Origin of the sequence: Nitratidesulfovibrio sp. HK-II (genome assembly GCF_003402415.2) — a bacterium.
Taxonomy (GTDB): Bacteria; Desulfobacterota; Desulfovibrionia; order Desulfovibrionales; family Desulfovibrionaceae; genus Cupidesulfovibrio.
The window spans coordinates 1,054,335-1,072,173 of record NZ_AP036014.1; the positions used below are offsets into that span (position 1 = coordinate 1,054,335).

The following is a 17,839-nucleotide window of genomic DNA, read 5'->3' on the forward strand; positions in this document are numbered from 1 at the left end:
AGCCCACGTCGCCCGCCGAAGGGCGGCCGCTGTGCGCGGCCGCCGGAGCTGCCGTGCGCGTTTGGCCAAAAGCCCGCTACATCTTCAATCCCAGGGCCTTGGCCACGCCCGCGCCGTAGGCCGGGTCGGCCTTGGCGCAATTGGCCACATGGCGGCGCTTGATGTCTTCCGGCGCGTCGCCCATGGCCCGCGCGGTGTTCTGGAACAGGGCGTCCTGCTGCTGCGGGGTCATCAGGCGGAACAGGCGGCCCGGCTGATCGTAGTAGTCGGCGTCGTCCTCGCGGAAGTTCCAGTGCGCCGCGTCGCCCTTGATGGCCAGCGGCGGCTCGGCGAAGTCGGGCTGTTCCTGCCATTCGCCGTAGCTGTTGGGTTCGTAGGCCAGGGTGCTGCCGTGGTTGCCGTCAACCCGCATGGCTCCGTCGCGGTGGTAGCTGTGCACCGGGCAGCGCGCGGCGTTGACCGGGATCAGGTGGTGGTTCACGCCCAGCCGGTAGCGGTGCGCGTCGCCGTAGGAGAACAGGCGGCCCTGCAACATCTTGTCGGGCGAAAAGCCGATGCCCGGCACCACGTTGGCGGGGTTGAAAGCGGCCTGCTCCACCTCGGCGAAGTAGTTTTCGGGGTTGCGATGCAACTCCAGCACGCCCACCTCGATGAGCGGATAGTCCTTGTGGAACCACACCTTGGTCAGGTCGAAGGGGTGGTAGGGGCAGGTGTCCGCGTCCTTTTCGGGCATGACCTGCACGTACATGGTCCACTTGGGAAAGTCGCCGCGCTCGATGCTGTCGTACAGGTCGCGCTGGTGGCTTTCGCGGTCCTTGGCCACGAGGGCCTCGGCCTCGGCGTCGGTGAGGTTCTTGATGCCCTGCTGGGTGCGCAGGTGGAACTTCACCCAATAGCGCTCGTTCTTGGGGCTGATGAAGCTGAAGGTGTGACTGCCGAAGCCGTGCATGTGCCGGTAAGTGGCGGGAATGCCCCGGTCGCTCATGACCACGGTGACCTGATGCAGCGCCTCGGGCAGCGATGACCAGAAGTCCCAGTTGTTCTTGGCGCTGCGCATGTTGGTGCGCGGGTCGCGCTTCACGGCGTGGTTCAGGTCGGGGAATTTCAGGGGGTCGCGCAGGAAGAATACCGGGGTGTTGTTGCCCACCAGGTCCCAGTTGCCCTGTTCGGTGTAGAACTTGATGGCGAAGCCCCGGATGTCGCGTTCCGCGTCGGCCGCGCCGCGCTCGCCCGCCACGGTGGAAAAGCGCACGAACAGATCGGTCTTCTTGCCGATTTTCGAGAAGAGCTTCGCCTTGGTGTACTTGGTGATGTCATGGGTCACGGTGAGGGTGCCGTACGCGCCGGAACCCTTGGCGTGCATGCGCCGCTCGGGAATAACCTCGCGGTCGAAGTGGGCCAGTTTTTCCAGAAACCATACGTCCTGCAACAGCATGGGGCCGCGCGGCCCGGCGGTCATGGCGTTCTGGTTGTCGGGTACCGGAGCTCCTGCATTGGTGGTGAGCTTGTGCTTCGTCATGGGTTCCTCCTGTTGGGGGCCTGTTGGAAGCCAGTCGGGTGAGACGGGCGTTATAGCAAGTGATAAAAATACTTTTGTAATAATTATTATCCATACACGGAAAGAGCTGTCAACGAAAATGAACAGGCCCGGCGGGGCCGGGCCTGATGTTTTGCGGTATCTTTCCGAAAATATTGTTTTTTACATTTGTTCTGCGGGCGGGGGTCAGCCTGGATGAGGCTCCGTGCCGCGGGCAGGGGTGGGACACGTGTTGGCCTGGGGCGCGGGTTGGGCCTTTTGGGCCGCATCCCGGCAGGAAGGGCACAGCCCGAACATGTCGAATCGATGCGTGTCCACTGCAAACCCGGTTTCGGCGGCCATGCGCGCCACAAGTTCGTCCAGCCCTTGCAGGGCATAATCCGCGATGGCCCCGCAACGGGTGCAGATAAGGTGGGGGTGCGGTTCCGGGTGTCTGCCGTCGTAACGGCTGCCCAGTTCGCCAAAGCCCAGTTCCAGCACCTCGCCGTCTTCCTTCAGCAGGGCGATGGTCTTGTACACTGTGGCCAGGCTGGTGGTGGGAAAGTCCGGCAGGATGACCTGGTGCAACTGTTCCACCGTGGGGTGGCCGTCGTGCTCCACCAGGGCGCGGATGATGGCCACCCGCTGGGGGGTAAGCCGGTGGCCATTGTCGCGCAGGCGTTCCAGCAGGGTGGCGAGGCGGGTGCGGGTGTCCATGGGGCTCCGGGGCCGGGCCGGGTTCTGGCGGCTGTGGTCGCGGGGGGCGTGCGGCCGTGAGTGGTGGATGCGAAACGAGAAAGCGCTTGTTTCCGGATAAAAAATATTGCGCGGGCAGGTGGCTGTCAACGCGGGGCCCGGGCCGCCCCGCTACTGGCCGCCGTGTCCGTCAACCCGCGCGGTTGCGCTCTTGCTGGCGGATGGCGCGTCGCCCTGGCTCAATTGGCCCGACTGGCCCGACTGGCCCGACTGGCCCGACTGGCCCGATTGGCCCGGCCGGTCCGGCTGGCTTGGCTGGCGCGGCGTGCCGGGCACCCAGCCCAGCGGCAGGGCGGCCTTTTCCTCCTCGCCAGCGCCGCGCGTCTTCAGCACCGAGATCAGCATGGATCCGGCGATGATGCCGAAGGTGACCAGCAGCGCCGCCCCGGTGGAGATGATCTTGGCGTCGAAGGCGGCGTTGACGATCATCTTGCCGCCGATGAACACCAGCACCAGCGACAGGCCGTACTTCAGGTACCGGAAGCGGTGGATGACGCCCGCCAGCGCGAAGTACAGCGCCCGCAGCCCCAGGATGGCGAACACGTTCGAGGTGTAGACGATGAACGGGTCGGTGGACACGGCGAAGATGGCGGGTATGGAGTCCAGCGCGAAGACCAGGTCGGAGAATTCGATGATCACCAGCACCACCAGCAGCGGGGTGGCGTGCAGCAGGCCATTCTTGCGCACCACGAAGTGCCCGCCCTCGTAACCTTCGGTCAGCCGGAGGTGGCGGCGGAACAGCCGCACCACCCGGTTGCCGGAAAGGTCCGGCTCGCTGTCGGCGGCCAGCAGCATCTTGATGCCGGTGACCACCAGAAAGCCGCCGAACACGTAGATCACCCAGTGGAAGGCCGCAAGGATGGCCGCCCCGGCCAGGATCAGCCCGGCGCGCATGGCCAGCGCGCCCAGGATGCCCCAGAACAGCACCCTGTACTGCAACGCGGCGGGCACGGCGAAATGGGTGAACACCAGCACGAAGACGAAGATGTTGTCGACGCTGAGGCTCTTTTCGATGAGGTAGCCGGTAAGGAATTCCAGCCCCTTCTGCTCGCCCATGAAGACGAACACGCCGCCCCCGAAGGCCAGCGCCAGCACGAAGTAGGCAAGGCTCATCCACAGCGCGCCGGACAGGGACATCTCCTTGTCCTTGCGGTGCAGCACGCCAAGGTCGAAGGCCAGCAGCACGAGCACGAAAAGGTTGAAGCCGCCCCAGAGCATGTAACCGGACATGGACGTTCTCCCTGGCGATGGGTGTGGTGCGAAAGGCACGCCGAGGGCGCGCTTTTCCGATTCGCGCCAATCTAGCAGGTGGGCGGCGCGGAAGCAACGCGGCAGGGCACGTGGCGAGAAGGCCTGCGGGTGCGGCGGCCTGCGCCGTGATGAATCGCGCCGCGAGAGTGGCCGCTTTGTTGCGCAATGTTTTGCACCATGCGGAGAAACCGGGCATTTTGTCTTGCGCGACGCCCCATCCCGGACTATAGCGCTTGCAACGGGGACCGCATTGCGCAGGCAGGCGCTTCGTGCTCCAGCCGCGCCACCTTCAACCGTCGCAGAAGGATGTCCGTTCGATGAGGTACTTGTTGCTGGCCATCATCATTCTCACATCGGCCCTGTTCACGTTCGTCCATGCGCAGAACGAGGTCGCCCGCGGCGCGGCCGCCGAAACGTCCGCCGTCGCGCCCGCATCCGCACCCGCACAGGACCGCTGAATCTGCCGACATGCATCGTCGGTCGTGCGCGCCGATTGGCCCCTGGGGCTGATCGGCGCGTTCCGTTTTCCGGGGCGGCATGCGAAGGACGCCCGGTCATGGGCGAGGCGGAGCGGCGTTGCCGCTGGCGGGCAGGCTGGGCGCGCACCGTGCACGCCGTTTGAACTTTCTTGCGAACGCAAGATAATTCATGCTGTTGTGTGGTGTGGTGCAGCCTCGCGCAACGCCGGGAAAAAACATCCTTTCAGGGCTTGCATTGTCCGTGGGATGATGTATTGTACAGACGTTGCGTCCGAAATATTTTATCGTGAAGCATGCATGTTTCGCGAAATCCAGATGAACAAGGAAGCTCCCATGCGTTTCATTTCCGTTCCGTCCACCGCCACCGCATTCATCGGTTCCGACCGGTGCTTTGCCCGTGGGGAACGCTTCTCCGGGACGGGGAGGGGCGCATAGCGGCAGCATCCGCACGCACACGCTGCACGCGGCCCCGTCCACCACTCTGGTAGGCGGGGCCTTTTCATTTCACCCCATATGGCATCCGGCGCATGGCCGTCCGGCCCGCGTTGCTCGCGGGCATGACAGGGCCGCGCCGAAGGAGGACCAAGATGCGCGAAGAAACCATCGCCGTGGTACGGCGCAGACTGAAGCAGGAAATCCGCGACCTGCGCGAGGCCCTGGACCGTTGGCGCGGCCTGCAGGGCGTGGAGGACGCGGGCGACCCCGAACAGCTGCCCGACGTGGAAGGCATGACCTACCGTTCGTGGAAGCAGCGCACAGAGGCGCGCCTGCAGGTGCTGCGCGCCACGCTGGAGAGGCTGGACGACGAGGACTTCGGCTACTGCGACGACTGCGGCAACGAGATTCCCGCCGCGCGGCTGCTGGCCGTGCCCACCACCACCTGCTGCGTGCACTGCATGTCCGCGCGCGAAGAGCGCGGCGTGCAGGCCCGGCCCATGGTGTTCTAGCAGGGGGCTCCGCATTGGCGGAGCCCTTTTGCGTGCGTGGTCGCCCGTTTTCGCGGGGGGACGTCGCACCCTTCATCCCCCGCGCTCGTCATCCCCGCGCATGCGCGCCGTTGCCTGTCCTCCGCCCGCCTTCCGGGCCATTTTCCTGCCTCCCCCGCCCGCCTGTTCCCCTTGAACTGCCGTTGCCTCGCCGCCCCGGCCCCTGTTACAGCATGGGCACGGCCCTTCGCGCGCTCAACGGTCCCGGCCGCGTCTGCAGCATCTGCCTGCATCTGGCCGCATTTGGCCGCATTTGGCCGCCACCCCCGCCGGTTCTCTTCCCCCTTCAGGAGGCCCCATGCTCGACGCCATCATGTTTCTGTCCGGGGCCATGGTCATGGTGCTCGAAATGGTGGGGGCGCGTCTCCTGGCCCCGCACCTGGGCACCTCGGTCATCGTCTGGACCAGCCTCATCGGCGTGGTGTTGGCCAGCTTGAGCGTGGGCTACTGGCTGGGCGGACGCCTGGCCGACCGCACCCTGTCGCGCCGCACCCTGTCACGCATCCTGGCCGGGGCCGCGCTTTCGGTGCTGGCCGTGGCCCTGGCGCACGGCCGCGTGGTGGGCTGGGTGGCCGGGGGGCTGGATTCGCTGTACGTGGCCGCCGTGGTGGCCGCCGTGGTGCTGTTCGCCGTGCCGGGCGTGCTGTGCGGCATGGTTTCGCCCTACGTGGTGCGGCTGGCCCTGTCGGACATGGACACATCGGGCGCGGTGGTGGGGCGGCTGTATGCCGTGTCCACCACGGGCAGTATCCTGGGCACGTTTCTGGGCGGCATGGTGCTGGTTTCGTGGTTCGGCAGCACGCTGATCCTGCACGGGGTCGCGGCCTGCCTGCTGGGGGCGTCGCTGCTGGCGCACCCGCGCGCGCCGCTGGCCCGGCTGGCCATGCTGGCGGCGGTGGGCGGGCTGGCCTGGGCGTCGCACGCCTACGCGGCCTTTTCCGAGCGGTACTACGGCGTGCGGGTTACCGAAACGCCGTACAACCACATCCGCGTCTACGACGCCACGCAGGCCGGGCGGCCCATGCGCCTGCTGGCCACGGACCCCGGCCGCTACCAGTCCGCCGCCTACCCGGACGACATGGCTGAGCTGGCCCTGCCGTACACCCGCTTCTACGCCCTTGGCCCGGCGCTGGTCCCGCAGGCGCGCCGGGTGCTCATGCTGGGCGGCGGCGGGTATTCCGTGCCCAAGTGGCTGCTGTCGGGCCGGGCCGGGCTGGACGCCGATGCGTTGCGGGTGGACGTGGTGGAACTGGACCCCGGCATGACCGGGGTGGCCCGCCGCCACTTCGGCCTGGCCGACGACGCCCGGCTGCGCATCTTTCACGAGGACGCGCGGGCCTTCCTGAACCGGCGGGCGGCGCGGCTGGCCGGGGGCGAAGGCGGCGCGGGCGGTATGAGCGGGCCGAATGGGCCGAACCGCTACGACCTTATCTTCACCGACATCTTCAATTCGTACTATTCCGTGCCCTTCCACGTGGGCACGGTGGAGGCGGCCCGCCACATGCGCGCGCTGCTGGCCGACGACGGCGCGGTGGTCATGAACATCATCTCCGCCGCTGGCGGCGAGGACGGGCGGCTGTTCCGGGCCATTCGCGCGGCGTTCGCCGCGTCGTTCGCGGACGTGCGGGTGTATGCCGTGGCCACGGCGGATTCGGCGGACTACGTGCAGAACCTGATGCTGGTCGCGCGGCCGGTGGCCGGGCTGCCGGAGGCTCCCGCCGCGTCCCTGCCGCCCGAGGTGCGCGAGATGCAGGCCCGCCGCCTGAATCTGCCGGATGTGCCCCGCGACGGCGTGCCGCCCCTCACCGACGAATACGCCCCGGTGGAGCGGTATGCGCTGGGGTTGGTGCGCTGGCGGTAATCCCTCCGTATTTCCTCCTCGGCATCCCCGGCCTTGCATCATCCGCGCGATGCGTTATCCTGAAGGCTGGTTGCGTTCGCCCGACCTCACGAAGCCTAAGGAGCATCGACATGCATCCCCGCACCCGTATCGCCCGCCCCCGCGCCGTGGCCATTGCCGCCACCCGCGACGACACCGCTCTTTCGTTGGCCCTGCTGGCCCCCATCCTCCTGCTTGTGCTGCTGGGCATGCTGGCGTTGGCCGCGCCCGCGCGCGCCGACGACAGCGAAATAGGCTGCGTGACCACGGAATGGAAGCTGCTGGGCGCCAACCACCAGGTGTGCGTCTTCGCCTTTCAGGACCCGCGCATCCCCGGCGTGTCGTGCTTCATCAGCCAGGCCAAGACCGGCGGCATCAGCGGCAGCCTGGGCCTGGCCGAGGACCCGTCCAACTTCTCCGTTTCGTGCAGCCAGACCGGCCCCATCACCATTCCCGACAAGTTGCCCGCCAAGGAAAACGTGTTCAAGGAATCGACCTCGGTGTTCTTCAAGGCCACCCGCGTCACCCGGCTGTGGGACAAGCAGCGCAACACCCTGGTCTACCTGGCGGTAAGCCGCAAGATCATCGACGGATCGCCCTACAATTCGGTGTCCACCGTGCCCGTGCGCCCGTAGCGCCCTTTTTGCCGTCGTCAGGCCCTCGCGCAAATCGGAAAGCCCGCCATGAGAGTGGCGGGCTCTTTTGTTGCCGTGGGTTTACTCGTCGCGTGGGGTGTGCGATACCATGCGCGGGGGGCCGGAAAACGCCCGGCGCGCATGCGGACGGGCAGACACGCGGAGGTATGCGGATGCAGGAGATGCGTGGAATGGGCCGCCGCAGGGCGGCGCGCGCGGCGCTGGTCGCCGTGTGGAGCCTTGCCGTCGCGGTGTTCGGCTGTTCGGCGGCCGTGGCGGGCAGCATCAAGGATTACGCCGGTGACATGGTGTCGCTGGACGCGGCGGGCAAGGTGGAAAGCACCAGCCGCCTGTTCTTCTCCGGCGGCAACGTGCGCGTGGAGATACCCGCGCAGGAGGACATGGGGCCCATGGTGATCATCGTGCGGCCCGACCGCAAGGTGCAGTGGATGATCGACGTGAAGGCCAAGACATACTTCGAGCAGCAGCTGGACGAAAAGACCATCGCCGACATGAGCCGGGGCGGTGGGGCGGCCATGCCCATGGGCGAACACGTCGTGAAAGAGGAACCGCTGGGCAGCGAGAAGGTGAACGGCTACGACACGCGCAAGAAGCGGGTCACCTCCACGTCCAAGGTCATGGGCAAGACGTACACCTCCGTGTCCACGGTGTGGATGGCCGACGAATTCGACGTGCCCCTGCGCGAACGCGACGAGCAGGGCGGGGCCGAGGAATTCCGCAACATCGTGGTGGGCGCGCAGCCTGCCGCGCTGTTCGAGGTGCCCAAAGGCTACGCCAGGGGCAAGGGCATGCCGGGGATGCCGGATATGGACATGCCCGACATGCCGGACATGAAGAACATGCCGGACATGAAGGCGCTGGAAGGCATGGGCATGCCCCCCGGCATGAAGATGCCGGGCCAGTAGGCCGCGCCGCCGCCACCCATACGATCGGTCACGGATACAACGTCAAGGGCCGGGCATGTACATGCCCGGCCCTTGCTCGTCCGGCAACGGTCGGTGCGGTTTCAACCGCACGACCGACCGCATGGTGAGGCGCGCGGCAAAAGCGCGCGCCTGCCCGTTCGGGGTGCTCCGAAGCCCCGCGCGCCTAGCGCGCTTCCATCACCAGAATGCGCGTGCGCCCTGTGTCGGACTCGCGCACGGTGATCTCCACGGTGCGGGCGTTGTTCTTCACGGCGTCCACCATCAGCGTGGCCGTCTCCTTGGTGTCGCAGTCGTACACGTCGACCATTTCGCCGCGCATGGGCACGGTGTCCACGTCGACTTCCACGAGGTGGCCCGATTCGGTGTCGAATCCGTCCCACGCCAGGGCGGCGCAGGGCAGGGCCAGGGACAGCAGCGCGGTTCCGGACAGCAGAAGGGTACGAACGAACGGACGGATGGTGTGCTTCATCCGGCCCATGTAGCAGAGCCGGAACGGGGGGGCAAGCGCCAATTTTGCCAACGGGTTACGGCAGCTGGTCGAGGAATTCCCCGTAGCCTTCGGCCTGCATGGCCTCGCGCGGGATGAACCGCAGCGACGCGGAATTCATGCAATAGCGCAGGCCCGTGGGGGCCGGGCCATCGGGAAACACGTGCCCCAGATGCGACCCGGCGATACGGCTGCGTACCTCGGTGCGCACCATCCACAGGGTGCGGTCCATGTGTTCGGTCACCGCGTCCGGGCGTACGGGCCGGGTGAAGCTGGGCCAGCCGGTGCCGGAATCGTACTTGTCGGACGAAAGGAACAGCGGCTCTCCCGACACCACGTCCACGTAGATGCCGGGGCGTTTTTCGTCCCAGTATTCGTTGCGGAAGGCGGGTTCGGTACCCTCCATCTGGGTGACCTCGTACTGCATGGGGGTAAGGCGGGCGCGCAGCTCCTCTGCCTTGGGCTTGGAAAAGCGCTGCCATGGTGCGGGTGCGGTCATGGCTGTATCTCCGGTGGCGTCATGCGCCGCTGGCGCGGCGGCATGGCCTTGCGTCTGGTGTGTGGGGGCGTTCGCCCCGGTTTCGCCCGTGCTCCCCGCTCCGGCATAGCTGGGCTGGCCCGCCAGCAGGGCGAACACCAGCACGGCCAGCAGCAACCACAGCAGATCGGGCAGGCCGTCAGGCTTGCGGATGCGGCTGATCGCGCGGCCGGTGGCGAGGGGCTGCGCCGTTTCGGCGTGCGCCGGGGCGCGGCGCGTGCGCGGGGGGGCGGCCGATGCGCGTCGGGCAGTGCGGGTGGGAATGCGGACGTGGATCATGGCAACCTCCCGGCGGCGGGCGCGCCGCCCTGGCACGATGCCCCGGAGATGTCCGGGGTGTCCATAATACAGGTAGAGCCTGCGCGGGGCGTGTCAAGCCGGTCTGCGTGCCCGGCGGGCCGCGCGACAAATCCGTCCCGGACGGTTCACAGGGGCGTGGAATATGGGTACCGTACCCTTCCGCACCGGAGCATGGTTGGCCAGGGACGACCCAGGGCGACCTTGCGACGACGGGTTCCGGTGCAAGACCTTGCGCAGGAGCCCCTGGCATTGTGGGGGGCCGCCAAGGGCGGTAGGGTGGTTTCAAACCGGGCGGGCAGCCCGGCCCGGAGGGGCTCGCGCCCTTTCCCACGTTCCATTCAGGAGAACGCATGAGCTTCGATTTCGACCACGAGATGCAGCGCCTTGAAGGCAAGCTGAAGGCCCTGCGCAGCAAGGAATACATCCCCGACGCGCTGCTGGAGATCGTGGCGCGCACCGCCGCCATCCAGGTGGAGGCGCGCGCCGCCGTGCAGGCGGCCCCGCTGCCGGAACTGGCCACGCCCGATGCCCACGCCCAGGGCGCGCCGCTGCTCCCGCGCGACGCCTTCACCTACGACCGCTCGCGGACGGCGGCCACCTTCGGCCGCCTGCTGGCCATGATGCGCGCCGCCGGGGGCAGCCTGGGGGCCGCCGCCGAGGTGGTGCGAGAGGCCATGGAAAAGGGCGAGCTGGCCGTGGAGGACGCCTGCGACGCGGCCCTGCGCGATGATGTGGCCTGGTTCGACGCCTGGGCCCTGCGCCTGACCGACGCGCCCAGCCTGGTGCGTTTTCTGGCCATGGGCAGCGTGGTGCCCTCGGTGGAGGCGCTGGCCGCGCAGGTTGCCGCCGAAGATGCCCGCCGCACCGGCGCGGACCAGCCGGGCGCAACCCCGGTGGTCTGGCAGCACGGCCACTGTCCGGTGTGCGGCAGCGCGCCGCTGGTGGGCCGCCTGGTGGGCAAGGAAGGGGCGCTGCACCACACCTGCTCGTTCTGCCGCCACGAATACCGCGCCAAACGGCTGCAGTGCCCGTTCTGTCTGGAAGAAGAATCCAAGAACCTCGAATACTTCACCGCCGACGGAGAGCCCGGCTTCCAGGTGCACGTCTGCAAGTCGTGCAAGGGGTACATCAAGGTGGCGGATTTCCGCGAGTTCGACCGCATCTCCATCCCGGTGCTGGACGACCTGGAGTCGCTGGCCCTGGACATCGTGGCGCGCCAACAGGGCTACAAGCGGCCCACGGCGTCGGCCTGGGGGTTCTAGATGAGCGGACGCGACGCGACGCAATTGCCAGGCGGTGCGGACGGGGCGGTGCCGCGCCAGGTTTCCGTGCGCCGCTACAAGGACGCGGCCTGGCATGACGTGGACGACGTGCTGAGCCGCGAGGTGCCGGTGCGCGTGACGTGGGATGCCGCGCCCGGCGAGGCGGGCATCGCTGCGGGTTCCGCCCGGCTGTGGGCCTGGCCGCACGGCCTGGCCGACCTGGCCCTCGGCCACGTGCTGCTGGACCGGGTGCACCCCGCCGTGACCGGGCAGGAACCGGGGGCGTGGGGCATCCGCCATGCGGGCGCGGTGGCGGAAGCGGGGACGGGCGATGAGCTTGCCTTTCAGGTGGCGTTGCGCGCCGTGGCCCCCGCCCGTGCGCCGCAGCCGCCCATGCCCATGCCCGCCGCCGTGCTGCTGGACGCCATGCGCGCCTTCATGGGCGAGGAAGGGCTGTGGGACGGCACCGGCTGCTTCCACCGCGCGGGCGTGTACGACCCCGTGGGGGGGCGTCTGTTGCGCCGGGCCGAGGACATTGGCCGCCACAACTGCATAGACCGGTTGGCCGGGTGGGCCGCGCGCGAAGGCGTGGAACTGGCCCCCAGGCTGCTGCTGGTATCCGCGCGGGTGACGGCCAGCCTGTTCGCCAAGGCGCGCCGGGCGGGCTTTTCGTTCATCGTCAGCCGCTCGGCCGTGACCACCGCCTCGGTGGACATGGCCGAGGCGCAGGGCGTCACGCTGGTGGGCTTCGCGCGGGACCGCGAGGAGCGCTTCACCGTGTTCGCCGATGCCGGGGGCAGGGTGCTGGAATGAGCCGCGGCCGGGGAACGGAGCACACGGCGGACATGCCGGAGGAGGGCGCGGACGCGGCCCCCGGCCTTGCCGTGGCGACGCCCCCCGGCGCGGGGGGCGTCCCCGTTTCCGACGGTTCCGACGGTTCCGAAGATGCCGCTCCCGCCCCGGACAGGGGGGATGCCGATACCGTCGCGGACGTCCCGGCGGCGCACGGCGTCGTCGGCGTGGTGCTGGCGGGCGGGCTGTCCACCCGGTTGGGGCAGGACAAGACCCGGCTGCACCTGCACGGCGATGCCGCCCCGGACATGCTGGCCCGCACGGCCGCGCTGCTGCACTCCGTCACCGGCGAGGTGTGGATATCGTGCCGTGGCGGCCGTCCGTGCCCGGTTGCCACGACGGGTGTTGACGGCCCCTATTACCGCCTTAATGACGAGGTGGAGGGCATGGGGCCGTTCGGCGGGGTGATCACCGCCCTGCGCGTGGCCCAGGGGCCGGTGCTGGTGCTCTCGTGCGACCTGCCGTTCATGGAGCGCGCCGTGCTGGACCGCCTGCTGGCCCGCCGGGCCGCGCGGCGGCCGGGCACGGTGATGACCACCTTTCGGCAGGTGGAGACGGGCTTCATCGAATCGCTGGTGGCCGTTTACGAATTCGAGGCCCTGCCGCTGTTCCGGCAGGCGCTGGAGGACGGCGAGCGCAAGCTGAGCCGGGTGGTGCCGCCGGACCTGCGCGAGCACATTCCCTATTCGGTGCAGGACGCCCTGCCGTTCTTCAACATCAACTACCCCGCCGATCTGGAAATGGCCCGGCGGATCATCGGTTCGCTGTAGCCCGGCGCGCCGCAACGGAAGGGGCCGCAACGCCCCGCAAGACGCCATGCCCAGGGATGTCGCCATGCCCGGAGATGCTGTCATGACCAGAGATTCCGCCCCCCAGCCGGACGCCGCAGCCGCCCCCGCTCCCGTGCCCGGCCAGGGCAGCCTGACCGACGCGCACGGCCGCAAGGTGCGCTACCTGCGCCTGTCCGTCACCGACCGTTGCAACCTGCGTTGTTCGTACTGTTGGGGGTGCAGCGAGATGCGCTTCATCCCCCACGACGACGTGCTGCGCTACGAGGAAATGGCGCGCATCGTGGACGTGGCCGTGGAAGAGGGCGTGGAAAAGGTGCGCCTGACCGGGGGCGAACCCTTCGTGCGCAAGGGGCTGACCGGGTTTCTGGACATGCTGCACCAGCGCCACCCGGCACTGGACATCCGCATCACCACCAACGGCACCCTGCTGGCCCCGCACGCCGCCGCACTGCGCGGCCTTGGCGTGAGCACGGTGAACATTTCGCTGGACACCTTTCGGCGCGACCGGTTCGCGGCCACCACAGGGCGCGACATGCTGCCCCAGGTGCTGCAGGGCATCCACGCCGCGCTGGACGCGGGCCTGGGGGTGAAGATCAACGCCGTGGCCCTGAAGGGCGTCAACGACGATGAACTGGCCGCCTTTCTCGATTTCGCACGCACCCACCCTGTGGACGTGCGGTTCATCGAGTTCATGCCCATGGGCGGCGGCACCAACTGGACCGAGGACCAGTTCTGGGGCGCGCCGGACATTCTGGCGGCGGCGGAACGGCTGGCGGATCTGGTCCCCCTGGCCCCCGGCGAGCGGCGCAAGGGGCCGGCCAAGCTGTGGGGCATTGCCGGGGGGCTGGGCCGCTTCGGGCTCATCACGCCCCTGTCCGACCACTTCTGCGGCGACTGCAACCGCCTGCGCGTGACGCCGGACGGACGGCTGCGCACCTGCCTGTTCTCCGACCGCGAATACCGCCTGCGCCCGCTGCTGCGCCATCCGAAGCTGGGCATGGACGCGGTGCGCAGGGTGCTGCGCCTGGCCAACCGCCGCAAGCCCCTGGGCTACCAGTTGCTGGCGCGGGTGCGCGCCGGGCAGTTGGCCGAGTTGCGCGGCGCGGGGCAGGAATTGCCCAACGCCCCGTGCGAGGGCGGCGCGGCCGTGGCCAACCGCCGCATGAGCGCCATCGGCGGGTAGGCGGCATCATCGTTTTTTCCGTCGTCCAGCCGCCAGGTGGCGGAAGACGAAAAGGCGGGGTCCTTGCGGACCCCGCCTTTGCATTTTCAGGTTATATAACCAACGGTCCCGGTTATGCTGGCGACGCCTCGAACTTCTTGCGCTTGGTCAGGAACAGGATCAGCGATCCGGCGGCCACGGCGAGGCCGATCCACGTGGAGACGTTCAGCGGCATGCCCAGGCCGATCTTTGCGTAGCACAGGTAGGTGGTGCACACCGAAGTCATGAAGGTGGCGGGCACGCTGGCGATCCAGTGGAACATGCCGCGCCGCACCAGGTAGGCGGCCGCCGCCCACAGCACGATGGTGGCCAGGGTCTGGTTGGCCCACCCGAAGTAGCGCCAGATGATGTCGAAGTTCATCTGCGACAGGATGGCCCCCACCACGAACAAAGGCACCGCGATGACCAGCCGCTTCACCTGTTCCACCTGCGAGAAGTTCAGGAAGTCGGCAATGGTCAGGCGGGCGGAACGGAAGGCCGTGTCGCCCGAGGTGATGGGCAGCACCACCACGCCCAGGATGGCCAGGATGCCGCCCACGGGGCCCATGAGCGCGATGGACACGTCCTTGACCACCTTGCCCGGGCCGCCCGCGGCCAGGGTGGCGTTGAGCGCGTCGGGGGTGTCGTAGAAGGTCATGCCAAGGGTTGCCCAGATCAGGGCGATGACGCCCTCGGCGATCATGGCCCCGTAGAAGATGGGGCGGCCGCAGTTTTCGTCGGGCACGCAGCGGGCCATCATGGGCGACTGGGTGGCATGGAAGCCCGAGATGGCGCCGCAGGCGATGGTGATGAACATCAGCGGCCACAGGGGCAGGCCCTTGGGGTGCTGGTTGGTCCACTGGGCGGCGGGGTAGAAGTCGAAGCCCTTGATGAACAGCATGGTGGTAAGACCCACGGCCATGATCAGCAGGATCACGGCGAACAGCGGGTAGATGCGCCCGATGATCTTGTCCACCGGCAGGATGGTGGCCAGGAAGTAGTAGGCGAAGATGATCACCACCCACACCAGCAGGGTCCAGTCGGTCATGCTGGCCAGCAGCGCCGCCGGACCGGTGACGAAGACCACGCCCACCAGCAGCAGCAGGACCACCGAGAAGAAGCGCATGAACTGCTTGAAGCCGTTGCCCAGGTTGTAGCCCACCACGTCGGGCACGGACTTGCCCGCGTAGCGCACCGACAGCATGCCCGAGAAGTAGTCGTGCACGCCCCCGGCAAAGATGGAGCCGAGGACGATCCACACCAGCGCCCACGGGCCGTACAGCGCGCCCAGGATGGGGCCGAACACGGGGCCAAGGCCCGCGATGTTCAGTAACTGGATGAGAAATATCTTGCCGGGGGACATTTTTACGTAGTCAACGCCGTCGGCCATGGTGCAGGCCGGGGTTGCCTTGCAGTTGTCCGCCCCGAAGAACCGCTCGACTACACGGCTATACACCATGTAGCCGATGATAAGCGTGGCGACGCTTATGATGAAATACATTACTGATGGCATGGTCTCCTCCTTTCATTGTTCCGCCGTGTCGCAGTTTGACATTGACGGAGTGTTGCCTGTGTATATTTTTGTGCCGTTTTGTGTGTTTATTATGATTTACTGAAAAAATTATGCGTGAGTTTTTATTGTTTTTGCATGAGTAGTTTGTTCATTTTGGTGGTTTTGTGCTTAATAAATGTTGTTGATTGTGATAGGTGTGTTGGCGCTGGAATTGATTTTGTATTTTAGTGTATGAGCATTGGTGTTTTTCTGTGGGCTATGATGAAGCGGCGCAAATGTTGAAATTTTAGGGTGTCATGCTGTTTCAGTGATGCTTTTGTGTGCAGTAGTAATGTGCTGTGGTTTGTTTTTTCAACTGGTGTTTGTGCATTTGTCGTTTTTCGTTTCCGAAAGGTGCTTTTTGAGGGCCAAGCGGATGCTGGCGCGTGTCTGACGGGGACAGGGGGGGGGGAGGGGCGGGCCATGCCATGTCGCCGTTTCGGCCCCGTCCTGGTTGGCGCCATTGTCTTCCGCCTTCTGTTCTTTCGACGTTTCCGGCCGCGCCAACGCGAAGCGCCCCGTCTGCGTGTGCAGGCGGGGCGCTGGTTGTTTGTCGGGCGGGTTGCGGCGTCGTGCCGCTGCCCGTCACGGTGCTTGCGTTGGGCTGGCTAGGCTGGCGATGCCTCGAAGGCCTTGCGCTTGGACAGGAACAGCCCAAACGACCCAACGGCCACGCCTATGCCGATCCAGGTGGAGATTTCCAGCGGGATGTTCAGGCCGATCTTGGCGTAGCAGATGTAGGTGGTGCACACGGCGGTCATGAAGGTGGCGGGCACCGATGCCATCCAGTGCAGCATGCCGCGCCGCACCAGGTAGGCGGCGGCCGCCCACAGCACGATGGTGGCCAGGGTCTGGTTGGCCCAGCCGAAGTAGCGCCAGATGATGTCGAAGTTCACCTGCGACAGGGCCGCGCCGATGACGAACAGCGGCACGGCGATCATCAGGCGCTTGCCGTTTTCCACCTGCGAGAAGTTCAGGAAGTCGGCGATGGTCAGGCGGGCCGAGCGGAACGCCGTGTCGCCCGAGGTGATGGGCAGCACAACCACGCCCAGGATGGCCAGCACGCCGCCGATAGGGCCCATGAGGGTCATGGAGACGTCGTTGACCACCTTGCCGGGGCCGCCCGCGGTCAGGGCCGCATTGAGCGCTTCGGGGGTCTGGTAGAAGGTCATGCCCAGGGTGGCCCAGATCAGGGCGATGACGCCCTCTGCGATCATGGCGCCGTAGAAGATGGGGCGGCCGCAGTTTTCATCGGGGATGCACCGGGCCATCATGGGCGACTGGGTGGCGTGGAAGCCCGAGATGGCGCCGCAGGCGATGGTGATGAACATCAGCGGCCACAGCGGCAGGCCGGTGGGGTGCTGGTTGGTCCACTGCGCGGACGGGAAGAAGGCGTAGCCCTTGATGAACAGCATGGCGGTAAGGCCCACGGCCATGATCAGCAGGATGGCCGCGAAGATGGGGTAGATGCGCCCGATGATCTTGTCGATGGGCAGGATGGTTGCCAGGAAGTAGTAAGCGAAGATGATCGTCACCCACACCATCAGGCCCCAGCCGGTCAGGTTGTCGAGCAGCTTGGCCGGGCCGGTGACGAAGACCACGCCCACCAGCAGCAGCAGGACCACCGAGAAGAAGCGCATGAACTGCTTGAAGCCGTTGCCCAGGTTGTAGCCCACCACGTCGGGCACGGACTTGCCCGCGTAGCGCACCGAAAGCATGCCCGAGAAGTAGTCGTGCACCGCACCGGCGAAGATGGAGCCGAGCACGATCCACACCAGCGCCCACGGGCCGTACAGCGCGCCCAGGATGGGGCCGAAAACGGGGCCGAGGCCCGCGATGTTCAGCAGCTGGATGAGGAAGATGTTCTTGGGGTTCATCTTCACGTAGTCCACGCCGTCGGCCATGGTGCAGGCAGGGGTTGCCTTGCAGTTGTCGGCGCCGAACATGCGTTCCACAACGCGGCCATAGACGAAGTATCCGCCTATGAGCGCGGCCAGGCTGAGCAGAAAATACATGACAGGTGGCATTTCTGTGCTCCTTTTTCTGAACGTTTCGTATTTTACGCTGCTATTATTCGCTGTGTCTTTTATTCATGGGTCGTTTGGTATATTGAGAAAAACATCACTTTTCTTGGATTGTTGAAGAAAATTCCATATGAATATGAGACAGTGATCAAATGATGAAGATCTTTCAAGTGAATACTTTTGTATTTATACATTCGTGAGGCAATGAATGTTGACGGATACGCGAAAATTTCAGGCAAATTCATGAGGCTGTTGATATGCAGTAGGGGCATGCATCCAGTTTTGCCTGAAGAATAGGGAGATTCAGCGCACAAGTTTTTTCATGGTTCTTCTTCTACGGAATTTGGCGGACAAGGCAATGAGACTCATCCGAGATGTAGGAT

The 17,839-nt window shown here is 66.5% G+C and carries 16 protein-coding genes; 9 read left to right on the top strand and 7 right to left on the bottom strand.

Annotation, left to right across the window (positions count from 1 at the left end; genetic code table 11):
- Positions 1–76 precede the first annotated feature (76 nt).
- The 3 genes from RVX_RS04240 to RVX_RS04250 all read right to left on the bottom strand — a co-directional run bounded on the left by RVX_RS04240 (position 77) and on the right by RVX_RS04250 (position 3,502).
- Complete coding sequence (locus RVX_RS04240; RefSeq protein ID WP_116304866.1) at positions 77–1,519, bottom strand: catalase; 1,443 nt, start codon at positions 1,517–1,519, stop codon at positions 77–79.
- 204 nt (positions 1,520–1,723) lie between these two features.
- Positions 1,724–2,233 carry a Fur family transcriptional regulator gene (locus tag RVX_RS04245; RefSeq protein WP_230404364.1) on the bottom strand — a complete coding sequence of 170 codons (510 nt, stop codon included), beginning with the start codon at positions 2,231–2,233 and terminating at the stop codon, positions 1,724–1,726.
- A 150-nt stretch (positions 2,234–2,383) separates the two neighbouring features.
- Positions 2,384–3,502, bottom strand: coding sequence for a TerC family protein (locus RVX_RS04250; protein ID WP_230404365.1), 1,119 nt, complete (start codon positions 3,500–3,502; stop codon positions 2,384–2,386).
- Positions 3,503–3,852: 350 nt separating this feature from the next.
- On the opposite strand from RVX_RS04250, the gene RVX_RS04255 reads away from it, so the two are divergent.
- The 5 genes from RVX_RS04255 (at position 3,853) to RVX_RS04275 (ending at position 8,428) form a co-directional block, all read left to right on the top strand.
- Positions 3,853–3,981, top strand: a complete 129-nt coding sequence (locus RVX_RS04255; RefSeq protein WP_268914464.1) for a hypothetical protein — start codon at positions 3,853–3,855, stop codon at positions 3,979–3,981.
- Between the two features lie 608 nt (positions 3,982–4,589).
- The gene (locus tag RVX_RS04260; RefSeq protein WP_116304867.1) at positions 4,590–4,949 is read left to right on the top strand and encodes a TraR/DksA family transcriptional regulator; all 360 of its coding nucleotides are present in this window, start codon (positions 4,590–4,592) and stop codon (positions 4,947–4,949) included.
- A gap of 337 nt (positions 4,950–5,286) precedes the next feature.
- Positions 5,287–6,849: a fused MFS/spermidine synthase gene (locus RVX_RS04265; RefSeq protein WP_116304868.1), complete on the top strand. Its 1,563-nt coding sequence runs from the start codon at positions 5,287–5,289 to the stop codon at positions 6,847–6,849.
- 227 nt (positions 6,850–7,076) lie between these two features.
- A complete protein-coding gene (locus RVX_RS04270; protein ID WP_116306328.1) occupies positions 7,077–7,502 on the top strand; it encodes a CreA family protein in 426 nt (141 codons plus the stop codon).
- A gap of 191 nt (positions 7,503–7,693) precedes the next feature.
- A complete protein-coding gene (locus tag RVX_RS04275) occupies positions 7,694–8,428 on the top strand; it encodes a DUF4412 domain-containing protein (RefSeq protein WP_116304869.1) in 735 nt (244 codons plus the stop codon).
- Positions 8,429–8,612: 184 nt separating this feature from the next.
- Here RVX_RS04275 and RVX_RS04280 read toward each other — a convergent pair whose 3' ends face one another.
- Complete coding sequence (locus tag RVX_RS04280) at positions 8,613–8,918, bottom strand: DUF5334 domain-containing protein (RefSeq protein ID WP_116306330.1); 306 nt, start codon at positions 8,916–8,918, stop codon at positions 8,613–8,615.
- Positions 8,919–8,973: 55 nt separating this feature from the next.
- Complete coding sequence (msrB, locus tag RVX_RS04285) at positions 8,974–9,753, bottom strand: peptide-methionine (R)-S-oxide reductase MsrB (protein ID WP_420192414.1); 780 nt, start codon at positions 9,751–9,753, stop codon at positions 8,974–8,976.
- A gap of 371 nt (positions 9,754–10,124) precedes the next feature.
- Here msrB and RVX_RS04290 point away from each other — a divergent pair, with 371 nt between their 5' ends.
- The 4 genes from RVX_RS04290 (at position 10,125) to moaA (ending at position 13,862) form a co-directional block, all read left to right on the top strand.
- Positions 10,125–11,036, top strand: coding sequence for a formate dehydrogenase accessory protein FdhE (locus RVX_RS04290; RefSeq protein ID WP_116304870.1), 912 nt, complete (start codon positions 10,125–10,127; stop codon positions 11,034–11,036).
- The gene (locus RVX_RS04295) at positions 11,037–11,849 is read left to right on the top strand and encodes a formate dehydrogenase accessory sulfurtransferase FdhD (protein ID WP_172596515.1); all 813 of its coding nucleotides are present in this window, start codon (positions 11,037–11,039) and stop codon (positions 11,847–11,849) included. It begins immediately after the preceding gene.
- The gene (gene mobA / locus RVX_RS04300; protein WP_116304872.1) at positions 11,846–12,658 is read left to right on the top strand and encodes a molybdenum cofactor guanylyltransferase; all 813 of its coding nucleotides are present in this window, start codon (positions 11,846–11,848) and stop codon (positions 12,656–12,658) included. Before RVX_RS04295 ends, mobA begins: the two co-directional genes overlap by 4 nt.
- An 82-nt stretch (positions 12,659–12,740) precedes the next feature.
- Positions 12,741–13,862 carry a GTP 3',8-cyclase MoaA gene (gene moaA / locus RVX_RS04305; RefSeq protein ID WP_230404366.1) on the top strand — a complete coding sequence of 374 codons (1,122 nt, stop codon included), beginning with the start codon at positions 12,741–12,743 and terminating at the stop codon, positions 13,860–13,862.
- Between the two features lie 112 nt (positions 13,863–13,974).
- Here the strand turns inward: moaA and RVX_RS04310 are convergent, their stop codons facing one another.
- Together RVX_RS04310 and RVX_RS04315 are read right to left on the bottom strand one after the other, a co-directional pair.
- On the bottom strand, positions 13,975–15,393 hold the full coding sequence (locus tag RVX_RS04310) for a carbon starvation protein A (RefSeq protein WP_116304874.1): 1,419 nt from the start codon (positions 15,391–15,393) through the stop codon (positions 13,975–13,977).
- A gap of 647 nt (positions 15,394–16,040) precedes the next feature.
- Positions 16,041–17,459, bottom strand: coding sequence for a carbon starvation protein A (locus tag RVX_RS04315; protein WP_116304875.1), 1,419 nt, complete (start codon positions 17,457–17,459; stop codon positions 16,041–16,043).
- Between the last annotated feature and the right edge of the window lie 380 nt (positions 17,460–17,839).

Coding starts and splice junctions, on each gene's coding strand:
- RVX_RS04295 (WP_172596515.1), top strand. CDS start 11,037: ATGAGCGGACGCGACGCGACGCAATTGCCAGGCGGTGCGGACGGGGCG.
- RVX_RS04245 (WP_230404364.1), bottom strand. CDS start 2,233: ATGGACACCCGCACCCGCCTCGCCACCCTGCTGGAACGCCTGCGCGAC.
- RVX_RS04265 (WP_116304868.1), top strand. CDS start 5,287: ATGCTCGACGCCATCATGTTTCTGTCCGGGGCCATGGTCATGGTGCTC.
- RVX_RS04315 (WP_116304875.1), bottom strand. CDS start 17,459: ATGCCACCTGTCATGTATTTTCTGCTCAGCCTGGCCGCGCTCATAGGC.
- RVX_RS04280 (WP_116306330.1), bottom strand. CDS start 8,918: ATGAAGCACACCATCCGTCCGTTCGTTCGTACCCTTCTGCTGTCCGGA.
- msrB (WP_420192414.1), bottom strand. CDS start 9,753: ATGATCCACGTCCGCATTCCCACCCGCACTGCCCGACGCGCATCGGCC.
- RVX_RS04260 (WP_116304867.1), top strand. CDS start 4,590: ATGCGCGAAGAAACCATCGCCGTGGTACGGCGCAGACTGAAGCAGGAA.
- RVX_RS04310 (WP_116304874.1), bottom strand. CDS start 15,393: ATGCCATCAGTAATGTATTTCATCATAAGCGTCGCCACGCTTATCATC.
- moaA (WP_230404366.1), top strand. CDS start 12,741: ATGACCAGAGATTCCGCCCCCCAGCCGGACGCCGCAGCCGCCCCCGCT.
- RVX_RS04275 (WP_116304869.1), top strand. CDS start 7,694: ATGGGCCGCCGCAGGGCGGCGCGCGCGGCGCTGGTCGCCGTGTGGAGC.
- RVX_RS04250 (WP_230404365.1), bottom strand. CDS start 3,502: ATGTCCGGTTACATGCTCTGGGGCGGCTTCAACCTTTTCGTGCTCGTG.
- RVX_RS04270 (WP_116306328.1), top strand. CDS start 7,077: ATGCTGGCGTTGGCCGCGCCCGCGCGCGCCGACGACAGCGAAATAGGC.
- mobA (WP_116304872.1), top strand. CDS start 11,846: ATGAGCCGCGGCCGGGGAACGGAGCACACGGCGGACATGCCGGAGGAG.
- RVX_RS04240 (WP_116304866.1), bottom strand. CDS start 1,519: ATGACGAAGCACAAGCTCACCACCAATGCAGGAGCTCCGGTACCCGAC.
- RVX_RS04290 (WP_116304870.1), top strand. CDS start 10,125: ATGAGCTTCGATTTCGACCACGAGATGCAGCGCCTTGAAGGCAAGCTG.